The organism is Pseudomonas sp. WS 5532 (assembly GCF_012985445.1).
Classification (GTDB): Bacteria; Pseudomonadota; Gammaproteobacteria; order Pseudomonadales; family Pseudomonadaceae; genus Aquipseudomonas; species Aquipseudomonas edaphica.
This window is the reverse complement of the sequence record NZ_JAAQWK010000007.1, coordinates 146,240-163,370: the sequence shown is the minus strand read 5'-3', so window position 1 is coordinate 163,370 and position 17,131 is coordinate 146,240. Positions and strand designations below refer to the sequence as shown.

The window sequence follows — 17,131 nt, the reverse complement described above, 5'->3', positions numbered from 1 at the left end:
ATCTCCTTAAACAATGGTTAGCGCTGGGTTTGGTACAGGGCATTGGCCAGTGCGACGTCTTCCAGGCCCAGGCCGATCGAGCGGAAAAACACGTGGCGGTCATAGTCCGGGCGCTGCGCCATATCACTGAGCAACTCCGGCAGGTCGCCGATCACGGCGCGCTTGTCCCAAGCGTGTTGCTCGGCGGCGATCAGCATCTCACCGGCCGCGCCCGGCGTGGTCTGGCGATAGTCGCAGAACACATGCATGGCGTGCAGGCTGGCGGGTGGCACTTCATGGGCGCGTGGCGCATTGGTGCTGATGGAGGTGATCAGCGCTGGCTTACGCAAACGCGCCGGGTCGAGCACCGGGCCGGCCGATGAGGTACACAGCAGGATCACATCGGCGTCTTCCACGGCGCTGTCACAGCTGTCGGCCAGGGTCAGGCGCGGGTCCAGGCCTTTGAGGTGGGCGAGGGTGTCGACGCTGGCGTGGCCCAGGCTCGGTGAATACAGGCGAATCTGCTGCCAGTCGCGCAGGTTGCGCACGTAGTGCAGGTGCGCTTGCGCCACCTTGCCACTGCCGATAATCGCCAGGCGCCGCGCGGCAGCAGGCGCCAGCACGTCCACCGCCAATGCAGTGGTGGCAGCGGTGCGCGCGGTGGTCAGCTCGGCCGCATCACACAGCATCAGCGGCTGGCCGCTGTGCATCGACATCAACAACGTCCAGGCCGTCACCAGCGGGCCTTGCTCGCGCACGATGTAGGGCGACGTCTTGACCCCATACACACCCTCGTCGGCCAGCACGCCCAGGTAGTTGATAAAGTCGCCGGCCCCGTGCGGGAACTCCACCAACTGTTGCGCCGGCTGCACCGCCAGCCCGGCCGCCAGGTCGCGGAACAGCTTGTGCAGAATGTGGGGCACATCGACCTGGGTGAGCAATTCACGGGCCTGGGCCTGATTCATGACAAGGGGCGTGCTGGACATGGCAATCTCCGCAGATAAACTAATTTGTCTATTATGGACTTTTAGTTCTGTTGGGCAATATCCACGTCAGAAAAAACTGCACGTTACTTCGCCAGCCACACCGTGACACACAAGCCCCGTTGCGCAATGGCGTCAGTAAACGCGAGTTGCACCCGTGCGCCTGTGCGATCGGCAATCACCTTGACGATCGAGAGTCCAAGCCCGGAGCCGGCCTCGTCGGTGCCCAGGCTGCGATAGAACGGATCGAACACGCGCGCCTGTTCCTCTAGCGTAATGCCGGGGCCGGAATCTTTGATTTGCAGTTGAGCGCCGTCGGCAGTCAGCGCAACCGACAGGTCGATACGCCCACCCGGCGGGGTATAGCGAATGGCGTTATCCACCAGGTTTTTCACCAGCGTAAACAGGTCCAATTCGTTGAACCTCACCTGCACATCCTGGGTGCTTTCAACGCCGATATCGATCTGTTTGCTCTCGGCCAACGGCAGCAAATCTTCCAGTATCTGGCGGTACACGGTATGCACCGACAGTGTGGTTTGCGCCCGCTCAGACGCCGACTGCGCCGCCGCGAGGCTCAGCAATTGATCAATCAGTTTGCGCCCGCGTTGAATGCCGCGTGACAGCGGCTCAAACCGCTCGCGGCTGACGGGCGATAGCTCGGTGGCGGCCAGCCGGTCGGCTTGCAGCGCCAGGGCGGTCATCGGTGAACGCAGTTCATGGGCGGCATCGGCGACAAAGCGCCGTTGGCTGTCCATGGACTGCCCGACGCGTGCCAGCAGGCGATTGATCGCGACCACAAACGGGCGTACTTCGCTGGGCAGGTGCTGCTCTTCAATCGGGTGCAGTTCCTGCTCGGCCCGTTGGTCGATCTCTGCGGCAAGCACGCCAATGGGGCGAAACAACTTGCGCACCAAGTCGCCGACCACCAGTAACAACACCGGAAACAGAATCAGGAACGGCAACAAACTGCGCCAGGCGCTTTCGCGGGCGTCCTTGTCGCGGGCATCGGATTCCTGGGCCACGGCGATGCGTTCACCACGGGCGGTGGTGTGCACCAGCACGCGAAAATTTTCGCCGACCATGGCGACGGTGGACAGGCCATCGGCGAGGCTGGCCGGAAACGGCAAAGGCAAGGCTTCATCCGTGGTGCCCGTGGCCCTTGGGCTGTCACTCAGGTGCTGGATGATCACCCGGGTTTCTTCGTCATCGCCTTTAAGCGCCGGGCCTTGTGGGTATTGCAGGGTCATGTGCTGGCGGTCATACAGCATCGCCACCTGGCGCAAGGTGGCGTCCTGCTGTTCGTGGGTTTCTTCAAACGCCGAGACAAAGGCGAACACGCTGGCCACCAAGGCCACCAGCAAAATAGCGAGGGATAACGCCACCGACAGGCGCAGTTGCACTGACTCGCTCAGACGTTTTTTGAAACCATCCATCCCATGCCCCTGACGTTCTTGATCACGTGAGTGCCCAATTTGCGCCGCAAGGCGTGAATCAGGAATTCGATGGCGTTGCTTTCCACCTCATTGCCCCAGCCATACAAGCGGTCTTCCAACTCGCTGCGCGAAAGGATGGCGCCGGGACGAATCAACAGCGCTTGCAGCAGCGCAAATTCGCGACTGGAAAGGGCGACCTCATGCTGTTCTTGCGTACTGGCTTGCTTGGTGAGCAGGTTCAGCGTCACCACGCCATTGCCCAGCAACGATTGAGCGCTGCCGCCTTTGCGGCGTAATACCGCACGCATGCGTGCGAGCAGTTCCGGGATATCGAAGGGCTTGAGCAAGTAATCATCGGCGCCGCCGTCAAGGCCCCGCAGGCGGTCGTCGAGGCTGTCGCGGGCGGTGATGATCAGCAAGGGCACGGGGTTGTTGCGTGCGCGAATCGTGTCCAGCACGTCGAGGCCATCCTTGCCAGGCAGGCCAAGGTCGAGCAGCACCAGGTCATAGGGATGGGTGTCGAGGGCGGCGAGGGCGGTGAGGCCATTCTTGACCCAGTCAGCGGCATAGCTCGCGTCGCTGAGCGCACGCTGGATCGCATCGCCAATCATCGGGTCGTCCTCGACCAGCAGTATTCGCATAAGTCTCTCCGCACAAAAAGCACGCGCGGCGAGGTGATCGCCGCGTGTGTATTGAAGCACCTGGGCAGGCATTTGTCCGATATCAGCCTTTCATCAGGTCGAAGGTCTTGAGCAGGTCGTCCATCGAGGCTTTGCACTCTGCCTGGTTCGGGTTGCCGTCACGCAGGGCCGAGAGGGCGCGGTCGATGGCTTTGTCGAGCACGTGCCAGTCGTTGGCGGCACGTGGCTTGATCCCGGCTTCAGCGCTGTCCCAGCTGGTTTCCAGGTCTTTGATGCGGGCTTTGGCACCTGCCAGGTCGTTCTTGGCGACAAGACCGGAAACGTCTACCGCGATGTTACGAAACGCCGACAGATCACCCAGTTGCGACATATGGCGCTGGCTGCTGGTGGGGTTGACCGCGCTGGCAGGTTTGTCAGCTGGCTTGGAACAACCGGTGGCGATGCCCAGCATGAAAATCGCTGAAACAATGGCGGCGTGGCGGATCACATTGCGAATTTTGCTCATGGCAGTTTCCTTGGAGTGAGAGTTTATTGAATGAGGGTTTTACGGCTGCCGATGCTGATTTGCGCCACGGCCACCAGCAACACGATCACGCACAAGAACAGCGCGCTGGTCCAACTGGCGCCCATGCCCAGGCCGCCGTACGTCTTGGCTTGGGTGAGCAGGTCGCCGAGGGAGGCGCCGAACGGGCGGGTGAGGATGTAGGCGATCCAGAAGGTCAGCACGCTGTTGACGCCCAGGCGCCAGGCCAGCAGTGTCACGCCGATTAAACCGGCGAAAATCACCGCGCCGAGGGTAAAGCCCAGGCCCAGGGCTTCGGTGGCCAGGTCACCGGCGGCGGTGCCTAAAGCGAAGGTGCACAGCACGGTGGTCCAGTAGAACCACTCGCGCCGTGGGGTCACGATGTCGCGGATCGACAGGCTGCGCTCGGTGCGATACCAGACGATGAAGTTAAGCGCGAGCAGCACCGAAAAAATCGCCGTACTGGTGTACAGGCTGACGTCGAGCTTATCGGTGAGGATATCGGTGATCTGTGTGCCGACAATGCTCACCAGCACCACCGTCAGCCAGTAGATCCAGGGCGTGTAGGCCTTGGTGCGCAGTTGGCAGAACAACGCGAGCCCCAGCAAAGCGGCCATGCCGAAGCTGGTCCAGCCGGCGCCGAAGCCTGCATCCACGGCGAGGTAATCCGCGCCGGTTTCGCCCACGGTGGTGGACAGTATCTTGATCACCCAGAATGACAGCGTCACCTCGGGTACTTTGTTCAGCCAACGGGCTGCTGTGGCATTCATCGGGGTTACCTCTCCTTGACTGCGCAGTGGTTGGCGCAGGGGAGAAGGTAAGCCCCGACACTTAGCTGAGACTGAGGGCCTGGGTTTTTTTCAATACATGCGCCGTGCCGAGTGTCGTGAGGTGCACCACACTGCCGGTGGGCGGGGCTTGCAGGCCGGAACTGCGCACCAGAATCGCCTGGCCCGGTTCATCCTCGGCAGGCTGCAACACCACGGTCAACGTGCAGGTATTGCCGCCGAATTCGCGCTCGGTCACGACACCACGGCAGCCCGACAGGTCGGTGGTACTCAGCTGCAATTGCTCCGGGCGCAGCATGATCCGCGTTGCTGCGTGGTCCGCCGTACTGTCCACCGGCACACGGCCTAGCCCGCAATGCGCCCAGCCAGCTTCAACACGGGCGGGCATCACCACCGCTTCGCCGAGGAACAACGCGGTTTGCTCATCGACCGGGTATTGGTACAGGTCCATCGGGTGGCCCGCCTGCACCAGGCGCCCCTGGCGCATCACTGCCAATTGGTCGGCAAACGACAGCGCTTCACTTTGATCATGGGTGACCAGGATCGTGGTGATGCCCGCGTCGCTCAGCAGGCGCGCGACCATTTTGCGCATGGCCGAGCGCAGGCCGGTGTCCAGCGCGGAAAACGGTTCATCCAGCAACATCAACCGGGGTTGCTGGGCCAAGGCCCGGGCGAGTGCCACGCGTTGCTGCTGGCCGCCAGACAGTTCATGGGGCCAGCGCCGGGCCATGTTGGCGTCGAGGGCCACGCTGTCCATCAGTTCGGCGATGCGCGTGTGCCGGGCTTCACCTTGGGTGGCCAGGCCAAAGCCGATATTGTCGGCCACCGTCATGTGCGGGAACAGCGCGCCATCCTGCGGTACATAGCCGATCTGGCGCTGGTGGGCCGGCACCGCATGGGTGGCGTCGACCAATACCTGGCCGTTGAGCGTGAGGCTGCCGGTGTCGGGGAATTCAAAGCCGGCGATCATGCGCAGCAGGGTGGTCTTGCCCGAGCCCGAAGGCCCGACGATCACTGTGCGGCTGCCGGTGGGCACCGCCAGGGAGACGTCCGCCAGGGCACGCTGGGTGCCGAAGGTCTTGCAGAGGGCGTGGAGTTCGAGGGCGTTCATCGGCCTGCCGTGCGTTTGGATTGATGGTAGAGAAGGCCGGTTAACGGCAGTGACAACAGGATCATGATCAGCGCGTAAGGCGCGGCAGCGGCGTAGTCGATTTCGCTGGTCAGCGCCCAGAAACCGGTGGCCAGGGTGCGCGTGCCGTTAGGCGCCAGCAGCAAGGTGGCGGTCAGCTCGTTGGTGATCGCCAGGAACACCAGCGCCGCACCCGCAGCCGCAGCAGGCGCGGCCAGCCGCAAAGTGATCAGCCACAGGGCGCGGCCCGGCGAACGGCCGAGGCTGCGCGCCATGTTTTCCAGTTCTACCGGCGCCTGGGCGATACCCGCGCGCAGGCTCACCAGCGCCCGTGGCAGGAACATCAGCAAATAGGCGAGCAGCACGGTGATGGTGGTCTGGTAGATCGGCCGGGCGAAATGAATGGTCACTGTGACCAAGGCCAGCGCCACCACAATGCCGGGCAACGAACTGGTGATGTAGTTGCAGCTTTCCAGGATGCGCTGTAAACGCCCTGGCGCCCGAATCGACAGCCACGCAATCGGCACCGCCGCACAGGTGGTCAGCACGGCACCGGCCACGCCCAGTAGCACGGTCTGCTCCAGCGCGGGCAGCAGTTCGTTGAACTGCCAGACCTCACGGCCACCGGCGATCAGCCACTTGCCCAGGGTGATCAACGGCACACCCAGGGCCAGCGCGCAGGTCAGCCCTTGCAGGCCAAGGGCGAGCAGCGTGGTGCGCGTGCGCAGGCTCACAATACGTTGCTCGCGTGCGCTGCCGGAGCCGACCCGCGCATAACGCGCATGCCCGCGTGCAGCGGATTCCGCCGTGAGCATCGCCAAACAACACAGCGCCAGCACCGCCGCAAGCATATTGGCGGCAGGGCCGTTAAAGGTGGATTTGAACTGATCGAAAATCGCGGTGGTGAACGTATCGAAACGAATCATCGCGTACAAGCCGTATTCGGCGAGTAAATGCAGGCCTACCAGCAGTGCGCCGCCGCAGATCGCCAGGCGCAACTGCGGCAGCACCACGCGAAAAAATACCGCCCAGGGCTTGAGGCCCAGGGACTCGGCCACGTCTTCAATGGCAGGGTCGAGCCGGCGCAAGGTCGCCGCCACCGGCAAGTACAAAAACGGGAAATAGGCAATCACCGAGACCAGCACGCCGGCCGGCAAACCATGCATCGACGGCACCAGGCTGACCCAGGCGTAACTGTGCACAAACGCCGGCACCGCCAGCGGCGCAACCGCCAGCAGCGACCACACACGGCGCCCTGGCAGGTTGGTGCGCTCGGTCAGCCACGCCAGCGCAATGCCCAGCACCACGCACAAGGGCAGGGTGAACACCACCAGCAACACGGTGTTGACCAGCAGTTCACCCACACGCGGACGCCACACCAACGCTTCAATCTGCGCCCAGCCGATTTGCCAGGACACGCCGATCACAAACGCAATGGGCAGCAGCGCCAGCAGCGACACCACTACTGACAAACTGGTGACCCACGTGCCCCCACGGCTTTTAAACAAACCGTGGGCGCGTTTACGCGGTTGCGCCTGCGTTAAGGCGGGAGCTAAAGGTTCAGGCAGCAATCAGAGCAGTCCGGCTTGGGTCATCAGTTCGACGGCCTTTTTGCTGTTGAGCTTGGAGGCGTCCACTTTCGGCGCGTCCAGCTGGGCTAGCGGTGTCAGCTTGGGGTTGGACTGTGCGCCCTGGCCCACGGCGTATTCGAACGAGTTGCCGTCCTTGAGGATCGCCTGGCCGTCTTTGCCGGTGATCCACTTCAAGAAGGCCTGGGCTTCTTCCTTATGCTTGCTGGAGGCCAATACACCGGCGCCGGAGATGCTCACAAAGGCGCCTGGATCCTGGTGTTTGAAGTAGTGCAATTGGGTGTTTTTGCTGTTTTCGCCGGTCTTGGATTGGTCGACAAAGCTGTAGTAGTGATAAATAACGCCGCTGTCGACCTGGCCGGCGTTGACGGCTTTAAGCACCGCGCTGTTGCCACGGTAGATGCTCGCGTTGGCTTTCATCGCCTTGAGCCAGTCGAGGGTGGCGGCTTCGCCTTTGAGTTCCAGCACGGCGGCGACGATAGCCTGGAAGTCGGCACCGGCCGGTGAGGCAGCCCAGCGGCCTTTCCAGCTTGGCGAGGCCAGGTCCAGCAGGGACTTTGGCAGCTCGGCTTCTTTGAGTTTGCTCGGGTTGTAAACGAACACCGTCGAACGTGCGGCGATGCCCAGCCACTTGCCGTGGGCGGGGCGGTAGGCGGCGTCCACTTGTTCCAACGTGCTCGGCGCTACTGGCGCGAACAGCCCGGCGTTGTCCACCAGCACCATGGCCGGGGAGTTTTCGGTGAGGAACACGTCGGCCGGTGAGGCTGCACCTTCCTGCACGAGCTGGTTGCCCATCTCGGTGTCGTCGCCATTGCGGATGGTTACCGGAATCCCGGTTTCCTCGGTGAAGCCCTCAACCCAGGCCTTGGTCAGGCTTTCGTGCTGGGCGTTGTACACCACGATGCCGGCGGTTTCGGCGGCATACACTTGCCCGGCGCCAACCAATGCAGTGGCGAGCAGGGCTTTAGTGAGGAAAGACGGTAGACGGGAAGCCATACGTTGAATGCTCCGGTTTTTATGTAGGCACGGGAAGCCCGTGAGGGGTCGACTGAGACTAGACCAATAGGAATCATTTGCATATTGAGGCGCGGCGAATGTAGAGGCGCAGATGAGAAAAAAACGTCAAATAAACGGTTAACAAATGTGATGAGGCCTATTAAATGACGCAGGTCAAATGTGGGAGCTGGCTTGCTCGCGGATGCAGTGGTTCAGTCAGCATCTCTGGGTCTGACCCACCGCATTCGCGAGCAAGCCAGCTCCCACCGTTTTTATTGTGTTCAGGCAGGCGGGGCTGTGGGTTTAAGGCACTCGATGGATCGGTCCACGGTGGTCTTGGCCATCTCCAGCAAATGCCACACCGCCAGAATCTTCGCGCGCTGGGGACTGGCCAGCAGATCACCGCAATTGAGTGCGGTAGCTGAAGCACTGTCGAGCAAGCTGGCGGTGTAGAGCAGGGCGTCTTCGAAGCTCAGGTCTTCGATTTTAACGCCGTTGGAGGGTAGGTAATGGTCGATGGCGCGGTTGAAGGCGGCGCGGTCTTTGGTGGTGTTGCGGGGTGGGTCGGGGACGACTTTTTTCATTGTTTAGCTACCTTTTGGATTCAAGGAGCCGAACCGTTCGCGACTAAACGTAGGGTGGCGGCTGTACGCAGGTTAGTCGACCGGACCAAAAGGTAAAAACCGGCGCACCCGAGGGCGCCCTGCGCACAGCCACCATAAAACCTCATGGAGGGCCATGCACCTTTTGGAATACCGAGCGACTAAACCCGATCACTGATAAGCAGTGACGGATCGCAGACTAGCCATCGATTCCAACAGGCACAAGGCGGCAAGGATTGTCTAGGAAACGTCCTGCAATTTAAAGGGACGCGCCCTGCTGGCCCTTTAAAAATCATGACCAAATGCCACTAATCTCGCCACAGATCGTTCCCACGCGCAGCAAAGGAACGCAGCCTGGGACGCTCCGCGTCCCGCCCACAACATTCAAGTTTTGCGCAGGTGCGACGCGGAGCGTCACGGGCTGCATTCCCACGCGGGAGCGTGGGAACGATCTATCAAGTCCGGCCATTTTTGTAGGCGTTAATTTCTAGTGATGTAGGCAACTTCCCAAATATCACTCAGCCTTCCCGACCTTGTGTCCGAGCCCTGTTCGCCTGCTTATATTCCAACGCCATCTTCATTGCATTCAGGGATACGAAGCATGGCGCAGGGCTATATCAACGACCGCCTCACGGACTACATCAGCTTGAAAAACCAGTTGATGGGTCATGCCCCGGGACGGCAGCGTGCCGATCCCTACAGCGTGATCTGCTCGCTGTAAGAGGCCTGGCTTGTGCGCCATGCCGAGGCAATCGGTCGGGAGCTGGACGCGCGCGCCGCCACCCAAGTGGTCAACAACTATGACCTGCTGCAAAGTCTTCTCGGGTACGGCTCGTTGGGAGTGGGCAGCTCAACATCGGCGTGGGCGCGGCATCTGGACGAAGTGGCGCAGACGCTGGAAGAGATTGAGCGGCTGCACCAGCGCCTGAAAACCGCAGGCTTGGAGCGTGAGGCTTTTTTGCGCCAGCGCCAGGCGCTGTTTGGGCTGCTGGATACCCAGTTGCAAGGCGCGGCGCGATTTGGCACGGGGTTGCGAGGTAATCAGGCGCTGAAAAGATATTGGGGGTTTCAACCAAAAGCTATCTGCACAAGGGTGAGATTGCCGGGTATGCGCAGCGGATGCGGAGCATTGCGCAGACCTCGAAGTGATTGGGGATGGGCACCTATGTGGGCTTGGCACTGGACGTGGGCGTGGCAGGGTTGGAGATCAAGGAGGCGTGTGTGGAGGGACGCGAGGCGCAGTGTCGGCGGGCGAAGTATGTGGAAACGGGGAAGTTGGTGGGTGGCGTAGGGGGCGCTTATGGCGGAGGGAAGGCGGGCGCGAAAATAGCCCGTCTCGGCTGCAAGGTTTTTTTGGGCGTCGTGGCTAAAGGAAACGGTGACCTGGCTTGCGCAGTGATCGGCGGCGCTGCGGGAGGGTTTGCAGTAGGCAATGTAGTTGGCGATTTCGGTGCGTTTCTGGGCGGGCAAATCGAAGAGATCGACGGTGATCTGATCTTTCAGCCAGAGGGCGCATAAGCATGGATTTTCAACTCATCCTTGCAATCATTCTATCCATAGCGACGTTCGTTTTTGGCGGACTCACTTTCTACGCCGAGTGCACAAAGCTCGAAGCCCTGGAAAGCTACTTCAGCGAAAACGAGGTGGTCTGCGCCAACAAACGGTTTTGGGGCAGAAACAAGCACATCGACAGGTTTCATCGCATGCTCGTGATCAGTGACCTGTTGGGCATGCCTAAATTTCACATTAAAAGAGGCGAGGTGACCGAGGCAGAGGTGGCGGCCGTCCCCCTGTCCCTCAAGCGTTGGGCGGTGTGGCCGTATCATTTTGGGATGGTATGGTTTGCTGGCTGTATCCTCTGGTCCATCTTGTATGGCTGGTAGCCTGCGGCCATCAGATCGTTCCCGCGCTCTGCGTGGGAACGCAGCCTGGGACGCTCCGCGTCCCGCCCACAACATTCAAGTTTTGCGCAGGTGCGACGCGGAGCGTCACGGGCTGCATTCCCACGCGGGAGCGTGGGAACGATCTGTTAGCGCATATGCAGGATAATCGGGCTACTACTGGCCGGGTCGGTATGCCCACGCAGCTTGTTCACCGCCGCAGCCTCCACCGCGCCGCCGTTGTTGCCCCATGTACCGCGCACGTAGCTCAACACCTGGGCGATTTCCTGGTCGGACAATTGCTCGCGGAATGCCGGCATGCGGTACGCGTCCGGCATACCGGCGGTCACGATGCGTTGCGAGCCATTGAGGGTGATGTTGATCGCCGAGGCACCTTCCTTGGCCAAGGCTGAGGTAGCACCGGCCAACGGTGGCATCCACTCCGGCTGGCCTTTGCCGTCCAGGCCATGGCAGGAGGCGCAGCGGGTGGCATAGGTGTGGGCACCCGGTGCGCTCGTGTCGAGCGCTGCCGTCTGGTACTGCCACGGTGAACCGTCACGCTGCGGGTCGCCCGGCAGTGATTTGAGGTAACGCGCAATGGCGGCCAGGTCGTCGTCCTGCATGAACTGCGTGGAGTTGTTAAACGCCTCGGTCATCGAGCCATACACCACTGCGTGTTTATTACGCCCGGTCTTGAGGAACTGCACAATCTCCGGCTCGCTCCAGCGGCCCAAACCGGTGTTGTGGTCCTGGCGCAGGCTGGGTGCGTACCAGCCGTCGAGCAAGGCACCGGCGAGGAATGGCGCGCCGGACTCGTCAAATGCCTTCTCGTTAAACGCCAGCCCACGCGGCGTGTGGCAACTGCCGCAGTGGCCGGGGCCTTGGACGATATAGGCGCCACGGTTCCACAACGCGTCCTGCTCGGGTTTGGCGGCATAGGTTTTAGTCGGCGCGAACACGCCGTTCCACAGTGCGATGGGCCAGCGCATGTTCAGTGGCCACGGGATGCTGCTGGGAATGTTCGGCTCGCTGGCCGGTTGCACGCCTTGCATAAAAAACGCATACAGCGCACGCATGTCGTCGTCGCTGAGTTTCACGTAGGACGGGTAGGGCATGGCCGGGTAGAGCCGTCGCCCGCCCGGTGCCACGCCGTGGCGCACGGCGCGGTCGAAGTCGGCCAGGCTGTAGGTGCCGATGCCGACGTTCTTGTCTGGCGTGATGTTGGTGGCATGAATGGCGCCCAGCGGGGTGGCCATCTCCAGGCCGCCGGCAAACGGCGCTTTGCCCGGCAGGCTGTGGCAGGCCACGCAATCACTGACGCGGGCGACGTATTCGCCACGGCTGACCAGTGTCGGGTCAGCCGTGGCGTTGGCCTGTTCAAACGGCGAAGCAGGTTGACGGGTGACGTACCAGGCCAGCAGGCCGGCGGCGACTGCGCCGGCCAGCACCAGCCAGCCAGCGGTTCTAGCCAATCGTTGGTTGTTCATAGGCGTTCCTTGTCGGTCAGGCGAAGGTGTATCGGCTCAGGGGCAGGCTGCGGATGCGCTGGCCGGTCAAGTGCGCCACCGCATTGGCCACGGCAGGCGCCACTGCGGGTAGCGGCGGCTCGCCGATACCGCCCATCTTTTCGCCGCTCTCGACGATCTTTACGTGCACCTTGGCCATCCGCGAGGGTGGCAGGATCGGGTAAAGGTCGTAGTTGCGCGCCCGTGGTTTACCGTCCACGTACACCGCTTCTTCCACCAACGTTTGTGACAAGCCCAACGCTACGGCGCCGTTGACCTGGGCCTCGATGATCGCCGGGTTGACGATGCTGCCAGGGTCGATGGCTTCCCAGATGTTATGCACCTTGACCTGGCCGTTTTCGATCGACACTTCGGCAACCACCGCCGCATGCGAGCCAAATGGCGAGGCCATGGCCACCCCACGGGCACGCCGGCTGCCGTCTTCTGCGGTATACGGGCCACGTTTCCAGCCACCGGACAACTCGCCCACCGCTTGCAGCAACGTGGTCAGGCGTTTGTTGTCGCGCAGCAGGTGCAGGCGCAACTCATACGGGTCATGGCCGCCTTTGTCAGCCAGTTCATCGAGGAAGGCTTCGTAGAAAAAGTCATTCAGCGAGTTGCCCACCGAGCGCCAGTAGCCGAGCATGGCCGGGCCTTTGACGTAGATCTGGGCGATGCGTTTGTTGGGAATCGCGTAGGACTTGCCTGACAACCCTTCAAGAGCCGTCGGGTCGATTTTGTCGCCCTGTTTGCCGGCGATGGCTTCGGATGGGCCTTCGGTGGCGCTCACGGCTTCGATGGCCACCGGCAAGCCTTTGTCATCCAGCGCCGCGCGGAACTTGACCACCGCGACCGGGCGCAGCACATCGCGCAGGAACTCTTCTTCGCGGCTCCAGATCAGCTTGACCGGGCGTCCCACAGCCTTGGCCAATGCGACGGCCTGCGGGTACGGGTTGGCTGAGTCGTACAGGAAATGCCGACCGAAAAAGCCGCCCAGCAACGGCGAATGCAAGGTGATCTTTGACACATCCAGCCCGGTGCGCTTGGCGATGTCGGCGCGGAACATGTCTGGCGCCTGGTTGGGCAGCCAGACTTCCAGCGTGCCGTCCGGGTTATAGCGCGCCAGGGCCGATGGCGGCTCCAGTTGGGCGTGGTTGACGTACTGGTTGTGGTAGGTGGCTTCGACCTTGGTCTTGGCGTTTGCCAGCGTGGCGTTGACGTCGCCTTCGTTTTCTTCGTCGCGGGCCGGGCCTTGCTGGGCGGCGAGGAAGTCACGGTATTTGTCGCTGGAAAAATCCGCCGGCATGGCGCGCACTGTAGAGTCAGCGGCGGCTTCCAGCCATTCGACCTGAATAGCTTCTACTGCACGCTTGGCGTGCCACCAGCGCTCGGCCACCACGGCCACGGCGCCAGGCAGTTGATGCACCGAGTGCACGCCTTTCATGGCCTCAACTTGCGCCTGATTGCGCAGGCTGCCCACGGTCATGCCCAGGCGCGGCGCATGCTGCACGGCGGCGTGGAGCATGCCGTCGACCTTGAGGTCGATGCTGTATTGCGCCTTGCCGGTGGATTTGTCGTAGGCATCCAGGCGTTTGACCGGCTTGCCGATCCAGCGGAACTGGCTCGGGTCGCGCAGGGTGATGGTGGACGGGTCAGGCACCGGCATGTCGAGGGCGCGGCTGGCGAGTTCACCGTAGCCCAGCGAGCGGCCCGAGGCGGCGTGTACCACGCGGCCGGGGGTGGTGGTCAGTTGCGCGACCGGCACGCCCAGTTGCTCGGCGCCGGCCTGCAACAGCATGGCGCGGGCCAGGGCGCCCAGGCGGCGCATTACCGGGTAACTCATGCGCACCGACATGCTGCCGCCGGTGATGCGCATGCCGTTTTCCATCACCACATAGGCATCGCCCGGTGGCGCGGCTTCGACGACAAAGGTGGCAGGGTCGGCGTCCAATTCTTCACCAACAATTTGCGCCATGGCGGTGTGGGTGCCTTGGCCGCCTTCCATAAAGGGGCTGAGCAGGCGCACCGTGCCGTCTGGGCGAATCTCGAGAAACGCCGGCACCTGCGTGCCGCGCTCCGCAGGGTTGGCGGTGGCCGCGAAGGCGCGGCCGCCACCCAGCGGCAGGCCGAAACCAATCACCAGCGCGCCCACGGCGGTGCTGGCCAGAAAGCGCCGGCGTGACAGGTTGACCGGGTCGCCCAGGGCCACATCAAGCAGTTCGTTGCGCGTATTCATCATGCGCGCTCCTTCTGCTGGGCCAAATCCTGCATGGCGGTGTGGATGGCGTTATAGGTGCCGCAGCGGCACAGGTTGACCATCGCGGCATCGATTTGCGCGACCGTCGGCGCGGGGGTGTGCTTGAGCAGCGCCGTGGCCGCCATCACCTGCCCGGACTGGCAATAGCCGCATTGCGCCACCTGATGCTCGACCCAGGCGGCGACCACGTGCTTGCCCACCGCATCGTCCTCAATGGCCTCGATGGTCGTGACCTCGCGGCCGACCACACCTGCCACCGGGGTAACGCAAGAGCGCACCACATTACCGTCCACCAGTACCGAACAGGCGCCGCACTGGGCCAGGCCGCAACCGTACTTGGTGCCGGTCATGCCGAGGTCGTCGCGGATCACCCACAGCAGCGGCGTGTCGGCGTCGGCATCGACCTGGTAGGTCTTTTGGTTGATACGTAATTCCATGGCGGGTTCACCTGCTGATCATCGGTTGGTGGTGCTGAGCTCTTTTGAGCCCTTATAAGAAGAGTGGGACTTGTGGCCCATCGTTGCACTCTAGACCACGGCGCAAGGGCTATCTATCCGCCAGTCGATAAGTCGGAGGATCAGGCAAGTATTTCGCAGGAATGCACTACCGGCAGCTTGATCGCTCCCACGCTCCGCGTGGTAACGCATCCTGTGACGCTCTGCGTCACGGCGTCAGAAGCGGGACGCGGAGCGTCCAGGGCGGCATTCCTTTGCGGCGCGTGGGAACGATCCTATAGGCACTCCTTTGTGTGTAGGCAACCTCTGATCCGACCCGGCTCGCCGCACTTTTTTTGATTCTCCTGATCTATCCCTGTCACGACCCCACTCATTCAGAGTGTGGGCAGCAGAATCAGACCCGGTGCCGATGGATCGAACGTCACATACTTGTATCTCCCGCTGGCCGTTGTTTTTGGTTGTTCTTTTGGCACTGTTTGCCAGTGGTTGCAGCCAGCAGCAGGGCCGCGATATCGCCAGCCAGTTCAGCAATGGCAGGCCCGATGAGTTCTTTCAGACCAGCGTTGACCGCATGGCAACCCTGAGCATGCGCGACAACTTGCAAAGCCTGTATCTGCTGATGAGCAAGCTCTACCTGCGCAACCCCAGCCAGTGGCGCCTATCCGGTTACCCGGATGCGGTGAGTGCCGCGCGGGAAATCCGCCAGGCCATCGAGCATCAGCAACCGCTGCCGGCCCTCGGCGAGCGGCGCGATCTCGCGGCCTTGAGTTACTCGTTAAGCCCCGACTTCAAAGGCGACCGGGTCGGTGCGTTTATCTACGCGATCGGCAGCATGCTGGTGACCGCCCACGGCGGCCGCACCCAGTTCTATATGACTGACTCGATCAACCCGCAGTTTGTCAGCAACGCCGCACGCAATATCGAAAAAGCCACCTGGCTGCTCAGTCAGCGCCAGGATGCCAATGGCGTGTTGCTGCTGTTTTCCAACGAGATATCGGAGGAGGGCAGTAACCTGAGCTTTGCGGTCGAGTTCGGCAAAGTGGTTGCGCGCCTGGACTTGCTCGCGCAGATGCTCGATGAACGCTACCGACGTGTGGCGCTCAACTACGCGCAGAGTTTGCTGCTGATGAATTTCTTGCCGGTGCAGTAATGTAGGTACGGTATTTCCCTTTCAGGTGTAGGAAGTGGCCTATCTTAAGTCCCCACGCTTGAAACACCCCTCGGTGGGCAATAGCCTCAGACTTTTCTCAACGGATGAGTGCCTACCTTGGGTAAGCGAAAAACGGTTTGGCCTACGGATCGCGAAGTTCGTCTGCGATTCATTCTCTTTGCGGTGATCGACGTGGCAAGCGCCCAGGGTGTTCCTGCCGAGGTGTTATTGACCGCACATAAACTGCTGCGCGACTCGCCGGCGGAGTCTCAGTTACGTAAAGCCCTGGCTGACATCCTGGCCTGCGATGAAATGGCGGGGTTCAGTTTCCTCAGGGGGTCTGAGGCGGATGATTTTATGCGCACGATCGAACCGCTCACGGACGCGACTGATCACCAGGTTTTGCTCTCGGGTTAGATCGTTTATTTCCTTAAGTGAGGTCGCAAGGCTTTAATCGCATATCCATCCTGACGTTTATGCGGTGCCAGTAGCGGCTTTAAACGTCTTTACAGCGATTTATCTGTTATCACGCCCGGTGTCGCTGTCCTGTTCACCCAAGCAAGCTCCCGAACAGCCATTTGTGCTGCTCTGCCGTCGTCTTGCGCCGTCGCCCGGTGTCTCTAGAATCGGCGCCAGAACTTAGCCATTTCCTGTCGATTACGGAGTTTCGAACATGATGAACGCAATGCAGATGCCGATGAACACGTCCATGCCAATGATGCCGATGATGGGCATGCCGATGATGATGGCGACCATGAAGTGCGAAATGGCGGGCGACGCCATGATGTGCACCATGAAGCCGGCGGCCGGTATGGACATGGCGCAGTTCAAGACCAATGCCGACATGATGGCGATGATGATGAACTGCGGCATGCCGATGATGATGCAGTGCGCAAATATGTCGATGCTGTGCATGTCGGCCGATGCCATGAAGATGATGGCTGACATGAACATGCCGATGATGACCATGGGCATGTCGATGCCGATGATGAAATGCATGATGGAATGCAGCGTGATGGGCCACAGCATGATGTGCAAAATGCTGCCAATGCCAGGCATGAGCATGGCCATGATGGAAAGCTGCTGCATGCTCATGAACAAACTGATGAATGACTGCGCCATGCCGATGATGATGAGCTGCAACGGCATGCCTATGATGTGCTGCACCTGCTGACCGCTGCTGCCTAAAACGCAAAAAAAAGCCCCGACTTGTCGGGGCTT

At 61.5% G+C, this 17,131-nt stretch carries 16 protein-coding genes and 1 pseudogene; 4 read left to right on the top strand and 13 right to left on the bottom strand.

Annotation, left to right across the window (positions count from 1 at the left end; genetic code table 11):
* Positions 1 to 17: 17 nt before the first annotated feature.
* From HBO23_RS14385 to HBO23_RS14345, 9 genes are all read right to left on the bottom strand, one after another.
* Positions 18 to 965 (bottom strand): ornithine cyclodeaminase family protein, encoded by a 948-nt coding sequence (locus HBO23_RS14385; protein WP_170038621.1) that lies wholly within the window; start codon positions 963 to 965, stop codon positions 18 to 20.
* A gap of 83 nt (positions 966 to 1,048) precedes the next feature.
* On the bottom strand, positions 1,049 to 2,395 hold the full coding sequence (locus HBO23_RS14380; RefSeq protein ID WP_170038619.1) for an ATP-binding protein: 1,347 nt from the start codon (positions 2,393 to 2,395) through the stop codon (positions 1,049 to 1,051).
* Positions 2,371 to 3,036: a response regulator transcription factor gene (locus HBO23_RS14375; RefSeq protein ID WP_017137706.1), complete on the bottom strand. Its 666-nt coding sequence runs from the start codon at positions 3,034 to 3,036 to the stop codon at positions 2,371 to 2,373. Before HBO23_RS14375 ends, HBO23_RS14380 begins: the two co-directional genes overlap by 25 nt.
* 82 nt (positions 3,037 to 3,118) lie before the next feature.
* Positions 3,119 to 3,541, bottom strand: a complete 423-nt coding sequence (locus HBO23_RS14370) for a hypothetical protein (RefSeq protein WP_170038617.1) — start codon at positions 3,539 to 3,541, stop codon at positions 3,119 to 3,121.
* A gap of 23 nt (positions 3,542 to 3,564) precedes the next feature.
* Positions 3,565 to 4,329 (bottom strand): membrane protein, encoded by a 765-nt coding sequence (locus tag HBO23_RS14365; protein WP_017137708.1) that lies wholly within the window; start codon positions 4,327 to 4,329, stop codon positions 3,565 to 3,567.
* Positions 4,330 to 4,390: 61 nt separating this feature from the next.
* Positions 4,391 to 5,458 (bottom strand): ABC transporter ATP-binding protein, encoded by a 1,068-nt coding sequence (locus HBO23_RS14360; protein WP_170038615.1) that lies wholly within the window; start codon positions 5,456 to 5,458, stop codon positions 4,391 to 4,393.
* On the bottom strand, positions 5,455 to 6,984 hold the full coding sequence (locus HBO23_RS14355; RefSeq protein ID WP_017137710.1) for an iron ABC transporter permease: 1,530 nt from the start codon (positions 6,982 to 6,984) through the stop codon (positions 5,455 to 5,457). The genes HBO23_RS14360 and HBO23_RS14355 overlap by 4 nt, the downstream gene beginning before the upstream one ends.
* Positions 6,985 to 7,047: 63 nt before the next feature.
* Positions 7,048 to 8,061, bottom strand: coding sequence for an iron ABC transporter substrate-binding protein (locus HBO23_RS14350; protein WP_017137711.1), 1,014 nt, complete (start codon positions 8,059 to 8,061; stop codon positions 7,048 to 7,050).
* 281 nt (positions 8,062 to 8,342) lie between these two features.
* Positions 8,343 to 8,645 (bottom strand): hypothetical protein, encoded by a 303-nt coding sequence (locus tag HBO23_RS14345; RefSeq protein ID WP_099547742.1) that lies wholly within the window; start codon positions 8,643 to 8,645, stop codon positions 8,343 to 8,345.
* Between the two features lie 619 nt (positions 8,646 to 9,264).
* Here HBO23_RS14345 and HBO23_RS14340 point away from each other — a divergent pair.
* Both HBO23_RS14340 and HBO23_RS14335 read left to right on the top strand, forming a co-directional pair.
* Positions 9,265 to 10,181, top strand: a pseudogene (locus HBO23_RS14340) (hypothetical protein).
* Between the two features lie 2 nt (positions 10,182 to 10,183).
* A complete protein-coding gene (locus HBO23_RS14335) occupies positions 10,184 to 10,546 on the top strand; it encodes a hypothetical protein (protein WP_170038613.1) in 363 nt (120 codons plus the stop codon).
* A 146-nt stretch (positions 10,547 to 10,692) separates the two neighbouring features.
* Here the strand turns inward: HBO23_RS14335 and HBO23_RS14330 are convergent, their stop codons facing one another.
* The 3 genes from HBO23_RS14330 to HBO23_RS14320 are packed head-to-tail and all read right to left on the bottom strand — an operon-like array spanning position 10,693 to position 14,742.
* Entirely contained in the window at positions 10,693 to 12,030 is a 1,338-nt protein-coding gene (locus tag HBO23_RS14330) for a cytochrome c (protein WP_170038611.1), read from the bottom strand.
* Positions 12,031 to 12,046: 16 nt separating this feature from the next.
* The gene (locus HBO23_RS14325; RefSeq protein ID WP_017137715.1) at positions 12,047 to 14,284 is read right to left on the bottom strand and encodes a molybdopterin cofactor-binding domain-containing protein; all 2,238 of its coding nucleotides are present in this window, start codon (positions 14,282 to 14,284) and stop codon (positions 12,047 to 12,049) included.
* Positions 14,284 to 14,742, bottom strand: a complete 459-nt coding sequence (locus HBO23_RS14320) for a (2Fe-2S)-binding protein (RefSeq protein ID WP_017137716.1) — start codon at positions 14,740 to 14,742, stop codon at positions 14,284 to 14,286. Before HBO23_RS14320 ends, HBO23_RS14325 begins: the two co-directional genes overlap by 1 nt.
* A 427-nt stretch (positions 14,743 to 15,169) precedes the next feature.
* Here HBO23_RS14320 and HBO23_RS14315 point away from each other — a divergent pair, with 427 nt between their 5' ends.
* Positions 15,170 to 15,910: a hypothetical protein gene (locus HBO23_RS14315; RefSeq protein WP_170038609.1), complete on the top strand. Its 741-nt coding sequence runs from the start codon at positions 15,170 to 15,172 to the stop codon at positions 15,908 to 15,910.
* Between the two features lie 117 nt (positions 15,911 to 16,027).
* Complete coding sequence (locus tag HBO23_RS14310; RefSeq protein WP_169987194.1) at positions 16,028 to 16,327, top strand: hypothetical protein; 300 nt, start codon at positions 16,028 to 16,030, stop codon at positions 16,325 to 16,327.
* Positions 16,328 to 16,567: 240 nt separating this feature from the next.
* On the opposite strand, the gene HBO23_RS14305 is transcribed toward HBO23_RS14310, so the two are convergent.
* The gene (locus HBO23_RS14305) at positions 16,568 to 17,077 is read right to left on the bottom strand and encodes a hypothetical protein (protein WP_170038607.1); all 510 of its coding nucleotides are present in this window, start codon (positions 17,075 to 17,077) and stop codon (positions 16,568 to 16,570) included.
* Between the last annotated feature and the right edge of the window lie 54 nt (positions 17,078 to 17,131).

Excerpts from the sequence above, each read along its gene's own strand:
- HBO23_RS14385 (WP_170038621.1), bottom strand. The coding sequence starts at position 965 with ATGTCCAGCACGCCCCTTGTCATGAATCAGGCCCAGGCCCGTGAATTG.
- HBO23_RS14380 (WP_170038619.1), bottom strand. The coding sequence starts at position 2,395 with ATGGATGGTTTCAAAAAACGTCTGAGCGAGTCAGTGCAACTGCGCCTG.
- HBO23_RS14375 (WP_017137706.1), bottom strand. The coding sequence starts at position 3,036 with ATGCGAATACTGCTGGTCGAGGACGACCCGATGATTGGCGATGCGATC.
- HBO23_RS14370 (WP_170038617.1), bottom strand. The coding sequence starts at position 3,541 with ATGAGCAAAATTCGCAATGTGATCCGCCACGCCGCCATTGTTTCAGCG.
- HBO23_RS14365 (WP_017137708.1), bottom strand. The coding sequence starts at position 4,329 with ATGAATGCCACAGCAGCCCGTTGGCTGAACAAAGTACCCGAGGTGACG.
- HBO23_RS14360 (WP_170038615.1), bottom strand. The coding sequence starts at position 5,458 with ATGAACGCCCTCGAACTCCACGCCCTCTGCAAGACCTTCGGCACCCAG.
- HBO23_RS14350 (WP_017137711.1), bottom strand. The coding sequence starts at position 8,061 with ATGGCTTCCCGTCTACCGTCTTTCCTCACTAAAGCCCTGCTCGCCACT.
- HBO23_RS14345 (WP_099547742.1), bottom strand. The coding sequence starts at position 8,645 with ATGAAAAAAGTCGTCCCCGACCCACCCCGCAACACCACCAAAGACCGC.
- HBO23_RS14335 (WP_170038613.1), top strand. The coding sequence starts at position 10,184 with ATGGATTTTCAACTCATCCTTGCAATCATTCTATCCATAGCGACGTTC.
- HBO23_RS14330 (WP_170038611.1), bottom strand. The coding sequence starts at position 12,030 with ATGAACAACCAACGATTGGCTAGAACCGCTGGCTGGCTGGTGCTGGCC.
- HBO23_RS14325 (WP_017137715.1), bottom strand. The coding sequence starts at position 14,284 with ATGAATACGCGCAACGAACTGCTTGATGTGGCCCTGGGCGACCCGGTC.
- HBO23_RS14320 (WP_017137716.1), bottom strand. The coding sequence starts at position 14,742 with ATGGAATTACGTATCAACCAAAAGACCTACCAGGTCGATGCCGACGCC.
- HBO23_RS14315 (WP_170038609.1), top strand. The coding sequence starts at position 15,170 with ATGGATCGAACGTCACATACTTGTATCTCCCGCTGGCCGTTGTTTTTG.